Source organism: Sphingobium sp. BHU LFT2 (assembly GCF_018604485.1).
GTDB classification, from domain to species: domain Bacteria; phylum Pseudomonadota; class Alphaproteobacteria; order Sphingomonadales; family Sphingomonadaceae; genus Sphingobium; species Sphingobium yanoikuyae_A.
Genome location: NZ_JAFCGW010000003.1, coordinates 41,096 through 55,388, shown reverse-complemented (window position 1 = coordinate 55,388; position 14,293 = coordinate 41,096). Strand labels below are relative to the sequence as shown.

At 66.4% G+C, this 14,293-nt stretch carries 14 protein-coding genes and 1 riboswitch; of the genes, 10 read left to right on the top strand and 4 right to left on the bottom strand.

The genetic code is table 11. The features are described 5' to 3' along the window. Positions 1 to 82: 82 nt before the first annotated feature. Positions 83 to 883 (bottom strand): enoyl-CoA hydratase/isomerase family protein, encoded by an 801-nt coding sequence (locus JQK15_RS07580; RefSeq protein WP_214864637.1) that lies wholly within the window; start codon positions 881 to 883, stop codon positions 83 to 85. Between the two features lie 134 nt (positions 884 to 1,017). On the opposite strand from JQK15_RS07580, the gene JQK15_RS07575 reads away from it, so the two are divergent. Next, the gene (locus JQK15_RS07575; RefSeq protein WP_214864635.1) at positions 1,018 to 2,709 is read left to right on the top strand and encodes an FAD-dependent oxidoreductase; all 1,692 of its coding nucleotides are present in this window, start codon (positions 1,018 to 1,020) and stop codon (positions 2,707 to 2,709) included. A 375-nt stretch (positions 2,710 to 3,084) separates the two neighbouring features. On the opposite strand, the gene JQK15_RS07570 is transcribed toward JQK15_RS07575, so the two are convergent. Then, positions 3,085 to 3,384 carry a hypothetical protein gene (locus JQK15_RS07570; RefSeq protein WP_004209488.1) on the bottom strand — a complete coding sequence of 100 codons (300 nt, stop codon included), beginning with the start codon at positions 3,382 to 3,384 and terminating at the stop codon, positions 3,085 to 3,087. Positions 3,385 to 3,400: 16 nt separating this feature from the next. Beyond that, positions 3,401 to 4,408 (bottom strand): zinc-dependent alcohol dehydrogenase family protein, encoded by a 1,008-nt coding sequence (locus JQK15_RS07565; RefSeq protein WP_214864633.1) that lies wholly within the window; start codon positions 4,406 to 4,408, stop codon positions 3,401 to 3,403. Positions 4,409 to 4,612: 204 nt separating this feature from the next. Between JQK15_RS07565 and JQK15_RS07560 the strand changes: the two genes are divergently transcribed. Further along, a complete protein-coding gene (locus JQK15_RS07560) occupies positions 4,613 to 5,608 on the top strand; it encodes a thiamine pyrophosphate-dependent dehydrogenase E1 component subunit alpha (protein WP_214864631.1) in 996 nt (331 codons plus the stop codon). Then, complete coding sequence (locus JQK15_RS07555; protein WP_214864629.1) at positions 5,605 to 6,591, top strand: alpha-ketoacid dehydrogenase subunit beta; 987 nt, start codon at positions 5,605 to 5,607, stop codon at positions 6,589 to 6,591. Before JQK15_RS07560 ends, JQK15_RS07555 begins: the two co-directional genes overlap by 4 nt. A 46-nt stretch (positions 6,592 to 6,637) precedes the next feature. On the opposite strand, the gene JQK15_RS07550 is transcribed toward JQK15_RS07555, so the two are convergent. After that, on the bottom strand, positions 6,638 to 7,123 hold the full coding sequence (locus tag JQK15_RS07550) for an Lrp/AsnC family transcriptional regulator (protein ID WP_004209492.1): 486 nt from the start codon (positions 7,121 to 7,123) through the stop codon (positions 6,638 to 6,640). A 94-nt stretch (positions 7,124 to 7,217) separates the two neighbouring features. On the opposite strand from JQK15_RS07550, the gene phhA reads away from it, so the two are divergent. The 7 genes from phhA to JQK15_RS07515 are packed head-to-tail and all read left to right on the top strand — an operon-like array spanning position 7,218 to position 13,956. Next, positions 7,218 to 8,084, top strand: coding sequence for a phenylalanine 4-monooxygenase (gene phhA, locus JQK15_RS07545; RefSeq protein ID WP_214864627.1), 867 nt, complete (start codon positions 7,218 to 7,220; stop codon positions 8,082 to 8,084). Further along, positions 8,081 to 9,292: an amino acid aminotransferase gene (locus tag JQK15_RS07540; protein WP_285236544.1), complete on the top strand. Its 1,212-nt coding sequence runs from the start codon at positions 8,081 to 8,083 to the stop codon at positions 9,290 to 9,292. The genes phhA and JQK15_RS07540 overlap by 4 nt, the downstream gene beginning before the upstream one ends. A 10-nt stretch (positions 9,293 to 9,302) precedes the next feature. After that, on the top strand, positions 9,303 to 10,343 hold the full coding sequence (gene hppD, locus JQK15_RS07535) for a 4-hydroxyphenylpyruvate dioxygenase (RefSeq protein ID WP_214864625.1): 1,041 nt from the start codon (positions 9,303 to 9,305) through the stop codon (positions 10,341 to 10,343). Further along, the gene (gene hmgA / locus JQK15_RS07530) at positions 10,336 to 11,652 is read left to right on the top strand and encodes a homogentisate 1,2-dioxygenase (RefSeq protein ID WP_214864623.1); all 1,317 of its coding nucleotides are present in this window, start codon (positions 10,336 to 10,338) and stop codon (positions 11,650 to 11,652) included. The genes hppD and hmgA overlap by 8 nt, the downstream gene beginning before the upstream one ends. Beyond that, the gene (gene fahA / locus JQK15_RS07525) at positions 11,649 to 12,941 is read left to right on the top strand and encodes a fumarylacetoacetase (protein WP_214864621.1); all 1,293 of its coding nucleotides are present in this window, start codon (positions 11,649 to 11,651) and stop codon (positions 12,939 to 12,941) included. Before hmgA ends, fahA begins: the two co-directional genes overlap by 4 nt. Next, positions 12,938 to 13,582, top strand: a complete 645-nt coding sequence (gene maiA, locus JQK15_RS07520) for a maleylacetoacetate isomerase (protein WP_214864619.1) — start codon at positions 12,938 to 12,940, stop codon at positions 13,580 to 13,582. Before fahA ends, maiA begins: the two co-directional genes overlap by 4 nt. Next, positions 13,579 to 13,956, top strand: a complete 378-nt coding sequence (locus JQK15_RS07515; RefSeq protein ID WP_214864617.1) for a Rieske (2Fe-2S) protein — start codon at positions 13,579 to 13,581, stop codon at positions 13,954 to 13,956. Before maiA ends, JQK15_RS07515 begins: the two co-directional genes overlap by 4 nt. 30 nt (positions 13,957 to 13,986) lie before the next feature. After that, a riboswitch (cobalamin riboswitch) is annotated at positions 13,987 to 14,226 on the top strand. Positions 14,227 to 14,293 lie beyond the last annotated feature (67 nt).

Genomic DNA, 14,293 nt, shown 5'->3' with positions numbered 1-14,293 from the left:
CTTGAAAGAAAAGAGAGATCCCAGCCTTCGCTGGGATGACGGTATGAAGAAGGCTGTCGCCTACGCATCTATCAGTGGCCTTCTATCGCCCTGTAAACTTCGGCGTCCGCTTTTCCTTGAGCGCGGCGATGCCCTCGCGGTGATCGGCGGTGCGGACGCTGAGCGATTCATAGGCGATGCCGGCTTCCATCACCGCGCCGGCGATCCGCTTCAATTCCATGTTGGTCAGGATCTTGGTCCAGCGGATCGCATTGGGCGCGCCGGCCAGCAATTTCGCGCAGAAGGCATCGACCGCCCCATCCAGCTGATCGGCCGGCAGGCAATGGTTGATGAGGCCAATCTCCGCCGCCTTGGCCGCGCTCAGCAATTCGCCGGTCAGCAGATATTCCTTCGCCTTGGCAAGGCCGATCCGCTGCGCCCAGATGACCGCGCCGCCATCGCCGGCGACCAGGCCGATGCCGACATGCGGGTCGCCGATCTTCGCCCCCTCGGCGGCAAAGATGATGTCGCACAGCAAGGCGATCGACGCGCCCAGCCCAACCGCATGGCCGTTCATCCGGCACACCACCGGCTTTTCGATGTCGAGCAGGGCGGACACGATCCGCTTCGCCTGCCGCGCCTCATGATCGAACAGATGCGGGTTGGCGGCATTATGCTCCATATGGGCGATGTCGCCGCCAGCCGAAAAGGCGCGGCCCGCGCCGGTCAGCAGCACCACGTCCGACCCATGGTCGCGCCCGGCAAAGGCCAGCGCCTCGGGTAATTCATCATGCAGGTCGAGATTGACCGCGTTCAGCGCCTCGGGCCGGTTGAGCGTCATCACCAACAGCCGCCCCCGCCGCTCCAGCAGGATGGTGCGATAATCGGGCAGGTCATGGCTCATGCGTCTCTCCTTGCGGCCTGCTCTAGCATGGCACCGCGCCGCTCCAACGTCGCCGTGGCGATGAGCGTGGCTCCACCCTCCCCATCATCGCCCCGGCACGATAGCCCGGACGCACAGAAAAGGGAGAGCGGCGCATGGACGGGTTCGACGAGATATTCGACTGGGTGGTCGTGGGCAGCGGCGCCGGTTCGATGAGTTCGGCGCTGGTCATGCGCCAGGCCGGCAAGTCGGTCGTCATCCTGGAAAAGACCGACAAGATCGGCGGCACCACCGCCAAGTCGGGCGGCGTCATGTGGATTCCCGCCAACCGCTTCATGCTGGCCGATGGCGAGGCGGACAGTGCCGAGGCGGCGATGACCTATCTCGACGCGCTGCAGGCGCTCGATGGCCACCCGGCGCCGGGCACCTCGCGCGAGAAGCGCCTCGCCTATGTGACGCAGGCGCCGCGCGCGGTCGATTTCCTGGTGGATCAGGGGGTGGCGCTGCAACGCGGTTCGACCTTCTGGCCGGATTATTATGATGAGCAGCCCGGCGGCTGCAAGACGTCGCGCACCGTGGTGGCCAGGCCCTTCAACCGCAAGGAACTGGGCGACTGGGCCGACCGGTTGCGCCAGGGCTTTGCCGAATTCAACGTCACGCTGGTCGAGGGGATGGAGGCGCAAGGCCATCGTCGCACCAACAAGGCATCGGGCAAGCTGATGGCCAAGATCGCGCTGCGCACCATTCGCGACAAGCTGCTGGGCCGCAAATATACGACGGCGGGCGCCGCGCTGCAGGGACGGATGCTGAAAGCCGTGCTGGCCGCCGGCGCCGATGTCCGCACCGACACGCCGGTAAGCGAGATCGTCGTGCAGGAAGGGATCGCCACCGGCGTCGTCACGATGAAGGACGGCAAGCCCTGGCGGATCGGCGCGCGGCTGGGCGTGCTGGTCAATGCCGGCGGCTTTGCCCGCAATCAGGCGATGCGCGACCGCTACATGCCCGGCACCCGCGCCGAATGGTCGCAGACGCCCGAGGGCGACACCGGCGAGATGCAGCAGGAACTGGAGCGGATCGGCGGCCGGCTGGCACAGATGGACCAGATGGTCGGCTATCAGCTGACCCCCGCGCCCGGCTGGGACAAGGGCTATGTCGCGCCCGGCGCCCAGTCGATGACCGGCAAGCCGCACGCCATATTGGTCGATCAAGGCGGTACCCGCTTCATGAATGAAGGGGGCAGCTACGAGCTTTATTGCGAGACGATGGTCCGGCGGAACGCGGTGGTGCCGGCGGTGCCGAGCTGGGCGATCCTGGACCGTCAATATGTGGAACTCTACGCCGTCGCCGGCCGCTTCATCGACAAGGCGATTCCCGAAGGCTGGGTGGAAAGCGGCTATCTGCACAGCGCCGACACGATCGAGGGGCTGGCGGCCAGCATCGGCGCCGATCCCGCCACCCTGGCCGCGACGGTGGCACGCTGGAACGGCTTCGCCGCCGCCGGCAAGGATGGGGACTTTGATCGCGGCGCGCGCGCCTATGACAATTGCGGCTTCGTGGGCGATCCCTTTTCCGCGGAACGCTCCATGGGATCGATCGAAAAGGGGCCTTTCTACGCCGTGCCGGTCGTGCCGGGCGATGTCAGCACCTATGGCGGCATCGTCACCGATGAACGCGGGCGGGTGGTCGATGGCGCGGGCGCGCCGATCCCCGGCCTCTATGCCACCGGCGTCACCACCGCATCGGTGATGGGCAATGTCTATGTCGCGGCGGGCGCCAGCATCGGGCCGTCGATGGTGTTCGGCTATATCGCGGCACGCCATGCGGCCGGGCTGGAAAATCAGCCCTAGCGCGGATTCGATATTTCGTCAGTCGACGGTTCAGGTTGGGAACGAGCACGCTTTGCCGATCGCCGCACCCACAGCCCCAGAAGCACGATTGGGAGGGTCGATACCGGGATGGATGCCCAGATCGGGAGAATGGCCGAGGCGAACTTTATCCAAAGGAAGAGCCCGAGGCTAAAAGCGATGCTCCAAACGACGTTCCACATGCCTTCAGTCTATATCTGCTGCAATCCACTATCAAGAAACTGCCGGCACATAGTGGAATAGCCCCGGAAAACCATTGCCCCCGACGCGGGGGGAGTGCGCCGGGGGCCTGGTAAGATGTCACGGCCTGAGGGGGCTGGCCGGGACTATTCACAGATAGGAAGCCGCCCGCCGCTTTCAACCCGCGTCGGGCGGAGAATTTTCATCCTGCGCATCGAACCGGGCCGGACGCGAGAGCAGGAAGGGCAGGCTGGGCGAGGCGATCTTGGTCTGGCCGCCATCGGCGTGGATCAGGGTCACCCGGCCGACCCCCGGCGAGGCCACGACCGCGACCACCGTGTCGACCCATTGGTGCAGCACTGCGCGCGAATGGGCGAGTTCGTCGCCGCCGGTCCGGGCGTCGCCCTCCGCTTCCAGCTCGGCCTCCAGTTGCAGCACGCGCTCGGCCGCCTCGCGCGCCTTTTCATTCTTGTCCATGCGTCCGTTCCAGAATTTAGAGTAGGTTTATCCCGATCTTGCCGAAGAATTGGCCGCTTTCCAGATGGCGGCAGGCATCGGCCAGGCGGGTGAGATCATAGACCGCATCGACCACCGGCCTGATGCGATGTTGCGCGCAAAAGGCCAGCATCGCCGCATGCTCGGCGCGGTTGCCGACCGAGATGCGGGCGACCGGATGGCCGCCAACATCGGCCAGGTGCCAGCTGAACTCGGACCCCAGCATGCCGATCGCGGCGATCACCCCGCCGGGGTTGAGCAGCGATGCGGCGGTTTCCACCTGGCTGGCGCCGACCACATCGACGACGATGTCGACACCGCGCCCGCCCAGCGCCTGGCGGATCGCCGCCGGCCAGTCGGGATCGGTGCGATAATTGACGCTGATGTCGGCGCCCAGCGCGCGGGCGCGCGCCAGCTTCGCGTCGGAGGAGGAGGTGATGGCGACATGGGCCCCGGCCGCCTTGGCGAATTGCAGCGCCGCGATCGAGACGCCGCCCGTGCCCTGGCATAATATCCATTCGCCCCGCTGGATCGGGCGGGGCAGGAACAGCGCGTTCCAGGCAGTGAGGCCGGCGCAGGTCAAAGTCGCCGCCTCCAGATCGCCGAGCGCATCCGGCACGATGCACAGGCTGTCCGCCGGAAAGACCGCATATTGGCGCGCGACGCCGTCGGCGCTGCCGCCCAGCATCGCCATGCTTGGCTGTCGCCCCTCCAGCCAGCCCAGCGCGAAGATCGGGTTGACCCGGTCGCCCGGCTTCACGCGCGATACGCCCTCGCCGACCGCGACCACCTCGCCGGTGGCGCAGGACAGGGGGACATAGTCGGGTTCCTTGGCGAGCCCCGCCATCATGCCGCGGGCGATGATCAGGTCGCGGAAATTGAGCGTCGCCGCCTTGAGCCGCACCAGCGCCTCGCCCGGCCCCGCAACCGGGATCGGCACGCTGTGGATCGCGATCCCCTCAATCCCTTCGCCGCCCCTGGCGACGGCGGTCAGCATGTTCGTCATCGCGCGCTCTCCCTGCTGCCAGCTTGGGCCGATCGGACCGCATTGCAAGCATCGCCGGCCGCATATCGGTGGAGCGAAATCGCGCGGAAAACTGGTGCATTTCGGCGCCTTTTCGCGCGCTGGGCCACATATCGCCGGGGCGAGTTGACCCCCGATGCCCGACGGCCAATGCAGGGGGCACATTCCACAGCCATCGAGGAACCCATGGCAGAGTTGAGCAACGCCCCGGCGCCGAGCCAGGAAGCGCTGGTGGACATCTACCGCCGCATGATCCGGATCGAGCGCAACGACGACGCGATCCGCAAGACCATCCGCCTGGGGCGGCTGGTCATGCCCTATTATTCGGCGCGCGGGCAGGAAGTGATCCCGGCGACCATCTCGTCGCTGCTGACCGATGACGACACGATCTGCACCATCTATCGCGGCATCCACGACATGGTGGCCAAGGACATGCCGCTGCGCCCGCTCTGGGCGGAGATTGCCGGCCGGGTCGATGGCACCTGCAAGGGCAAGGGTGGACCGATGCACCTCACCCATCCCGAAACCGGCGTGATGGTGACGACCGGCATCGTCGGCTCCTCCATGCCGATCGCCAATGGCCTCGCCTGGGCGGCGAAGCTCGACGGTTCGAAGCGGGTGACGATCGCCTATTTCGGCGACGGCGCATCCAACATCGGCGCCTTCCACGAGGCGCTGAACCTGGCGTCGGTGTGGAAGCTGCCGGTGATCTTCGTGTGCCAGAATAACGGCTTTGCCGAACATACGCGCTACGAAAATGGCACCTCGGTCGACTTCATCGCCAAGCGCGCGATCGGCTACGGCATGCCCGGCCATACGGTCGACGGCAATGATCCGCTCGCCATGTACGCCGCTGCGCATGAAGCGATCACCCGCGCCCGCGAGGGCGAGGGGCCGACCCTGCTGGAATGCAAGACCTTCCGCTTCCTGGGCCACGTCCTGGGCGACGACGACAAATATATGACCAAGGAAGAAAAGGCCGCGGCGATCGCCAAGGATCCGCTGCCCGCCTTCAAGGCATGGCTGGTGGCACAGGGCCACGCGACCGAAGATCAGCTGGCCGAGATGCAGGCGAAGATCGAGGCCGAGGTCGAGGATGCCCAGGAATTCGGGCTGGCGAGCCCGCTGCCGTCGGTCGACGAACTGCGCCGCGATGTGTTTGCCCAGGAGATGCCCGCATGACGGCCAAGAAGATGAACTCGCTCCAGGCCGTCAATTCGGCGCTCGCCCAGGCGATGGCGGAGGATGACAAGGTGCTGGTGCTGGGCGAGGATGTCGCCGACCGCGAGGGCGGCGGCGTCACCGGCGCGACCGCTGGCCTCTCGACCCGCTTCGGCGACGATCGCGTCAAATCGACGCCGATCTCGGAACAGGCGATCATCGGCGCGGCGATCGGCGCGGCGCTGGCCGGCTACAAGCCGGTGGCGGAGATCATGCTGATGAACTTCACCACTGTCGCCATGGACATGATCTTCAACCATGCGGCCAAGCTGCGCTTCATGTCGGGCGGGCAGAGTACGGTGCCGATCACCATCCGTACCCTGACCGGCGCGGGCTGGCAGACCGCCGGCCAGCATGCCGACCATCTGGAAGGCTGGTTCGCCCACACCGCCGGCATCAAGGTGGTCGCGCCCTCGACCCCGGCCGATTACAAGGGGTTGCTGCTCTCCTGCATCCAGGATCCCGACCCCTGCATCTTCATCGAATCCGCCGGCAGCCTGTTCATTCCGGGCGAGGTGGACGAGGTCGCGACCCCGATCCCGCTGGGCAAGGCGCGGATCGTACAGGAAGGCAGCGACATCACCATCGTCTCCTGGTCGTCGCAGCTGCTGCGCTGCCAGGCCGCGCTGCCGGCGCTGGCGGAGGCCGGCATTTCGGTCGAGCTGGTCGACCTGCGCACCGTATCGCCCTGGGATCGCGAAGCGGTGCTGGCTTCGGTCGCCAAGACCGGCCGGGCGCTGGTGGTGCATGAAGCCGTGCGTGACTTCGGTCCGGGTGGCGAAATCGCCTCGACCATTGCCGAGGAACTGTTCGGTCAGCTCAAGGCCCCGGTCCGGCGCCTGGGCGCCCCCAAGTCGCCGGTGCCCTTCGCCAAGGTGCTGGAGGACGCCTATATCGTCTCGCCCGAGCGCGTGGCCGACGCGGTCAAGGCGCTGATGGCCTGAAGATCGGAAGGCGGCCGGGGCAGCAATTGCTCCGGCCGTTTTCTTCCTACCGTCCCGCTTCCCCCACCGGCAGCACGGTGGTGAATTTCGTCACCGACAAAGCGAAGTGGGAGGAGGCGCCGCCGACCGAGGGGTGTTTGAGCAGGTTGCGCATCAGGAAATGCTCATAATCGGCGACGTCGGAGGCCACGACCCGCATCAGATAATCCCATTCGCCCGACATCAGATAGCATTCCATGATCTGCGGATGCGCCTCGACAAAGGCGTGGAAGGCGTCGACGCTTTCGCTGGTGTGGCTCTTCATCCGCACGCTGCACAAGATGTTGACGGCATGGCCCAGCTTCTCCGCATCGGCGAGCCGCACCGCGCCCTTGAGCACGCCCATCTCCTCCAGCGCCCTGATCCGCCGCCAGCAGGAGGGGGCGGTGCTGCCGACCCGTTCGGCGAGGTCGGCATTGCTGAGCGAGGCGTCGCGCTGAAGCTCTGCGACGATGCGGCGGTCGAGCGCATCGAGATTGACGGATTTGTTCATGATATCGCCGATCGGTGAATTGATTACCCAAAATCCCTTGTAAATCCTGCCCGATTGAAAGGCAATTACGCCCACTCTGTGAGAGATTGGCGTGATGGTAGAGGAGCTTGAACCGCCCGCAGGCGCTGGGGCCGACTTGACGATCCCGCAGGCGTGGGACCGCTACAGCCCGGCCGAGCATGCGATGTGGGACAGGCTGTTCGCGCGTCAGTCCGCCATGTTGCCTGATCGGGTGGTGCCCGAGTTCATGGCCGGGCTTGATATATTGCGCATCAACCGCCCCGGCATCCCCAATTTCGAGGAATTGTCCGATCGGCTGATGCGGGCGACCGGCTGGCAGGTGGTCGCCGTGCCCGGCCTCGTCCCCGACCGGGTCTTCTTCGAGCATCTGGCCAATCGCCGCTTCGTCGCCGGCCGCTTCATCCGCACGCCCGAGCAGATCGATTATCTGCAGGAGCCGGACATTTTCCACGATGTCTTCGGCCATGTGCCGCTGCTCGCAAACCCGATCTTCGCCGACTATATGCAGGCCTATGGTGAGGGCGGCCTGCGCGCTGCCGACCTGGGCGCGATCGAACGGCTGGCCCGGCTCTACTGGTATACGGTCGAGTTCGGCCTGATCCGCCGGCCCGAGGGGCTGCGCCTCTATGGTGCGGGCATCGTCTCCTCCTATGGCGAATCCGTCTTCGCGCTCGACGATCCCTCGCCCAATCGGCTCGGCTTCGATCTCAAGCGGCTGATGCGCACCCGCTATCGGATCGACGATTATCAGCAGAGCTATTTCGTCATCGACAGTTTCGAGGATCTGCTGCGCCAGACGGTCGAGACCGACTTCGCCCCACTTTATGCGCAATTGGCGGGGCAGCCCGATTTCGCGACCGACGCGATCACCGACACTGACATCATCTACACCCGTGGCACCCAGGCCTATGCCCGTGCCCGCGCAACTGAGGTTCTATGACAGACACGACCCTTCTTGCCCCGGCACCCGGCCGGTCCCTGTTCGGTGCGCTCGATCGCCAGGCGCCCGACGCGCTGCTGGGGCTGATCGGGCAGTATCGCGCCGATCCGCGCGCCGACAAGATTGACCTCGGCGTCGGCGTCTATCGCGACGAGGCGGGCGCGACCCCGGTGATGCGCGCGGTGAAGGCCGCCGAAGCGCTGCTGCTGGCTGAGCAGGGCAGCAAATCCTATCTCGGGCCGGAGGGTGACACGGGCTTTGTCGACCTGCTCGCCGCCATCGTCTTTGGCCCGCTTGCCGGGTCCGACCGAATCGCCGGGGTGCAGACGCCGGGCGGCACCGGCGCGCTGCGGCTGGGCGCCGACCTGATCGCCCGCGCCCGCCCCGGTGCCACCGTGTGGATCGGCGATCCGACCTGGCCCAATCATGCGCCGATCTTTCGCGAGGCCGGGCTGACGCTGGCCTCGCACCGTTTCCTGGATGGTGCCGGCGCGGTCGATTTCGACGCGATGCTTGCCGATCTGGCCGCTGCGCAGGCCGGCGACGTGCTGCTGCTCCATGGCTGCTGCCATAATCCGACCGGCGTCGATTTCAGCGCCGATCAATGGGCGGCGATCGCCGATCTGTGCGCGGCGCGGGGCCTGATCCCGTTCATCGACCTCGCCTATCAGGGTCTGGGCGACGGGCTGGAGCCGGATGCTGCCGCCACGCGGCAGATGCTGGCCGCCGTGCCCGATGCGCTGGTCGCCTATAGCTGCGACAAGAATTTCGGCCTCTATCGCGAGCGGGTGGGCGTGCTGTGGGTGCAGGGGGCGAATGCTGCGCTGACCACGCTCGCCTTTTCCAACATCGTCGCGCTGGCGCGCGGCATCTGGTCTATGCCGCCCGATCATGGCGCGGCGATCGTGCGCACCATCCTGGAACGGCCGGCGATGCGCGCCGAATGGACGGACGAGCTGGACCAGATGCGCACCCGCATCAATGCGCTGCGCGCTGCGCTGGCGGCGGCCCATTGGCAGCTCGCCGCCATTGCCGGCCAGCGCGGCATGTTCGCGATGCTGCCGGTCAGCGCCGCCGCCGTCGCCGCGATGCGCGCCGACCATGGCATCTACATGGCCGGCAATGGCCGCATCAACATCGCCGGGCTGCGGCTCGACACCATCCCTGCCTTTGTCGCCGGCCTTTCGTCGCACCTGCCTTCTGCCTGAGGAACCCGTCATGACCATCGATCCCGCCAACCCGCTGGGCCTCAACGGCTTCGAATTCGTCGAATTCACCTCGCCCGAGCCCGAGAAGATGGCCGCCCAGTTCGAGCAGCTGGGCTTCACCGCGACCCACCGGCACCCGACCAAGAATATCACCCGCTACAAGCAGGGACGCATAAACCTGATGCTCAATCGCGACGATGCCGGGCGGGTCGCGGCGTTCCGTGGCGAACATGGCCCCTCGGCCAGCGCCATGGCCTTTCGCGTCGCCGATCCCGATGCCGCGCTGCGCTGGGCGCTTGAGCATGGCGGCAAGCCGACGGACGAGAATGACACGGTGATCCAGGGGATTGGCGGATCCTATCTCTATTTCATGCCCGATGGCGGCGATCCCTATGCCGACTGGGCGGAATATCCCGGCTGGCGGGAAGCGGAGGCGCGCAACAATGTCGGCCTCGACCTGCTCGACCATCTGACCCACAATGTGAAGCGTGGCCAGATGCGGGTGTGGAGCGAATTCTACCGCACCCTCTTCGGCTTCGAGGAGCAGAAATATTTCGATATCAAGGGCAAGGCGACCGGCCTGTTCAGCCAGGCGATGATCGCGCCGGACAAGGCGATCCGCATCCCCCTGAACGAGAGCCAGGACGACAAGAGCCAGATCGAGGAGTTCATCCGCGACTATAATGGCGAGGGCATCCAGCATATCGCGCTGACCACCGCCAATATCTATGACACGGTCGAGCGGCTGCGCGCGCGCGGGGTGCGGCTGCAGGACACGATCGAGACCTATTATGAACTGGTCGACCAGCGCGTGCCGGGCCATGGCGAGGATCTGAAACGACTGAAGCGCAACCGCATTCTGATCGACGGCAATGTCGGCGAGGAGGGCATCTTGCTGCAGATCTTTACCGAGACGATGTTCGGCCCGATCTTCTTCGAGATCATCCAGCGCAAGGGCAATGAAGGCTTTGGCAATGGCAATTTCCAGGCCCTTTATGAATCGATCGAGCTGGACCAGATCCGTCGCGGCGTGATCACCGTCGATGAGTGACGCGCCGCCCCGGATGATGAGCGGCTTCGGCAATCATTTTTCGACCGAGGCGGTGGCCGGCGCGCTTCCGGTGGGGCGCAATTCACCCCAGCGCGTGCCCTATGGCCTCTATGCCGAGCAATTGTCGGGCACCGCCTTCACCGCGCCGCGAGCGGAGAACCGGCGCAGCTGGCTCTATCGCATGCGGCCGGCGGCATCGCATCCGCCCTTCGCGCCCTATGATGCTGCAGCCTTGCTGCGCAGCGCGCCGTTCGACGAGGTGCCGCCATCACCCAACCGGCTGCGCTGGAACCCGCTTCCGCTGCCTGCGGATGATGTCGATTTCATCGACGGCCTCACCAGCTATGCCGGCAATGGCGATGTCGCGGCGGGACAGGGCTGCGCCGTGCATCTCTATGCCGCGACCGCCTCGATGGTCGACCGCGCCTTCGTCTGCGCCGATGGCGAGATGCTGATCGTGCCGCAGCAGGGCGCGCTGCGCATCGTCACCGAGCTGGGCGTCATCGACGTCGCACCGTTGCAGATTGCGCTGATCCCGCGTGGCGTCCGCTTCCGGGTCGAACTGACCGAGGGCGCGGCGCGCGGCTATGTTTGCGAAAATTACGGCGCGCCCTTTCGCCTGCCCGATCTGGGACCGATCGGCGCCAATGGCCTCGCCAACCCGCGCGATTTCGAGGCGCCGGTTGCGGCCTATGAGGATGTCGAGCGGCCATTCGCCCTGATACAGAAGTTCATGGGCCGCCTGTGGATAACTATGCTGGACCACAGCCCGTTCGACGTCGTCGCCTGGCACGGCAATCTGACGCCGCTGCGCTATGACCTTACCCGCTTCAACACGATCAACACGGTCAGTTTCGACCATCCCGACCCGTCGATCTTCACGGTGCTGACATCGCCCAGCGAGACGCCGGGCACCGCCAATATCGATTTCGTCATCTTCCCGCCGCGCTGGATGGTGGCGGAAGACACATTCCGGCCGCCCTGGTTCCATCGCAATGTAATGAGCGAGCTGATGGGCCTGATCCATGGCGAATATGATGCCAAGGCGGGCGGCTTCGCGCCCGGCGGCGCGTCGCTGCACAATGGCATGGCCGGCCATGGCCCCGACCGCGCCAGCTATGACAAGGCGATCGCCGCCGACCTCCAGCCGCAGCGCATCGCCGATACCATGGCCTTCATGTTCGAAAGCCGGATGGTGCTGCGCCCGACGCGCTGGGCGATGGAAAGCCCGCTACTGCAACCCGATTATGATGAATGCTGGTCCGGCTTTCGCAAGGCCCAGCTTCCCCTGATGAACGAGACCCCATGAGCTATTGGCAAACCGACGAAACCCATGATCCCGCCCGCACCAGCTGGGTTGCGAGCGCGCAGGATCATGGCGACTTCCCGATCCAGAATCTGCCCTATGGCCTGTTCTCGCCCGCCGGCGGACCGCCGCGCGCGGGTGTCGCGATCGGCGATGCGATATTGGACCTGGCCGCCTGTGTCGGCGCCGGGCTGATCGATTGCGCACCGCTGCTGGAAGACCAGCTCAATGGCCTGATGGCGCTGCCGGTGGCGGAGCGGGTCGCCCTGCGCCGCCGGATCAGCGCGCTGTTGTCGGACCCCGCCCATCGCCCGGCGGTCGAGCCGCTGCTGCACCGGGCGGCGGACTGCATGCTGCATCTGCCGGCGCGGATCGGCGACTATAGCGACTTCTATGTCGGCATCCATCACGCCAACAATATCGGCCGCCAGTTCCGGCCCGACAATCCGCTGCTGCCCAATTATAAATATGTGCCGATCGGCTATCATGGCCGGGCATCCTCGATCCGCCCGTCGGGCGCGCCGCTGGTCCGCCCGCGCGGCCAGCGCAAGCCGCCCGAGGTCGATGTGCCGGTGGTCGGCCCGACCGCCCGGCTCGACTATGAGCTGGAACTGGGCGTGTGGATCGGCGCCGGCAATGATCTGGGAAGCCCGATCCCCATCAGCGAGGCGGCCGATCATGTCGCCGGCTTCTGCCTGCTCAACGACTGGTCGGCGCGCGACTTCCAGGCGTGGGAATATCAGCCGCTGGGGCCTTTCCTCGCCAAGAATTTCCATTCGACCATTTCACCCTGGGTGGTGACGCCCGAGGCGCTGGCGCCGTTCCGCATCGCCCAGCCGCCCCGGCCGCAGGGCGATCCCGCGCCGCTGCCTTACCTCAGTGATGCCGACGACCAGGCCCATGGCGCGCTGGCGCTGACGCTGGAAGTCTATCTCTCCACCCAGGCGATGCGCGACGCGGGCCAGCCACCGATGCGGCTGAGCCAGGGGCCGGCGAGCAACATGTACTGGACCGTCAGCCAGATCGTCACCCATCATGCGTCCAATGGCTGCAACCTGATGCCCGGCGACTTGCTGGGCAGCGGCACCATTTCCGCTCCGACGCGCGACGGCTATGGCAGCCTGATGGAGATCAGCAGTGGCGGCCGCGAGCCGATCAGCCTGCCATCGGGCGAGACGCGCTGCTTCCTGGAGGATGGCGACGAGGTGACATTACGCGCCACCGCGTCCGCCCCCGGCCATGTGTCGATCGGCTTTGGCGAATGCCGCGCGATGATCGTGCCGGCGCGATGAGCGACCTCACCCTTCATGGCTATTGGCGGTCGAGCGCGAGCTATCGCGTGCGGATCGCGCTGGCCCTGAAGGGTGTCGACTATGCGCAGGTCGCCCATGACCTGCGCAGCGGTGCGCAGCGGGCACCCGACTATCAGGCGCTGGCGCCGCAGGGGCTGGTGCCCGCACTGGTCGATGGCGACAGCGTGCTGACGCAGAGCGGCGCGATCCTGGAATGGATCGAGGCGCGCTGGCCGCAGCCGCCTTTGCTGCCCGCCGACCCCGGCGATGCCGCGATCGTCCGTGCCATGGCCGGCATCATCGCCTGCGATATCCATCCGCTCGGCAATCTGCGCGTGTTGCAGGCGCTGCGGCAGGATTTTGGTGCCAGCGAGAATCAGGTCCGCGCCTGGATCGGCCGCTGGACTGGCGAAGGGCTGGCCGCGCTCGAAACACTGGTCGCCCGTCACGGCGGCACCCATGCCTTTGGCGACAGCCCGAGTTTCGCCGACTGCCATATCGTGCCCCAGCTCTACAATGCCCGGCGCTTCGGCGTCGACCTGACGCCCTTTCCGCGGCTGTGCGCCGTGGACGCGGCGGCATGCGCGCTCCCCGCCTTTGCCGCCGCGCACCCCGATCGCCAGCCCGACGCCGACGCATGAGCGACGCCGACACGCGCCTGTTCGCGACGCCGGCGGGCGTGCGCCTTTGCCCGATCGAGCAGTTCGCCGACGGCAAGGCGCGCAATTTCGTGCTGCAGATGCGGGCCGGCCGCTTCCATGGCTTTGCCGTGCGCACCGGCGATCATGTCGCCGGCTTTGTCGACCAATGCCCCCATGCCGGCCTGCCGCTGGCGCAGCAGCTGGACGATTATCTGACCCCGGATGGCAGCCATATCCGCTGTAGCTGGCACGGCGCCATTTTCCGCCGCGACGATGGTGTCTGCGTCGGCGGGCCGTGCGTCGGTCAGCGCCTTACGCCCTGGCCACTCGCCATCGCCGCTGGCTGGATTGTCACCGCTGCCCAAAGCGACTAGGAACCGGCCCAGGGACGGCGCTTCGCATCGTCCCGACATGATCGCGCCGGTGCCCCCACGGGGGCTTAAAATGGGAAGGCGGTGCGGATGCCATGGCGTCCAAATCCGCAGCTGTCCCTGCAACTGTGAGCGGCGAGCGTGATGAACAGCGCCCTCCCCAGCCGGGAGGGCAGCCACTGGGCCGGACGCTAAATCCTGCGAGGCCTGGGAAGGCCGTTCCTCCCGCTATGACCCGCAAGCCAGGAGACCTGCCGGCGTTTAGGTCGCTCTTGCTTTGGTCCAGGGGATGGCCGGGGCACGGTGTTCCGTCTGAGCGACAGGTTGGCGGCTGGAGCCG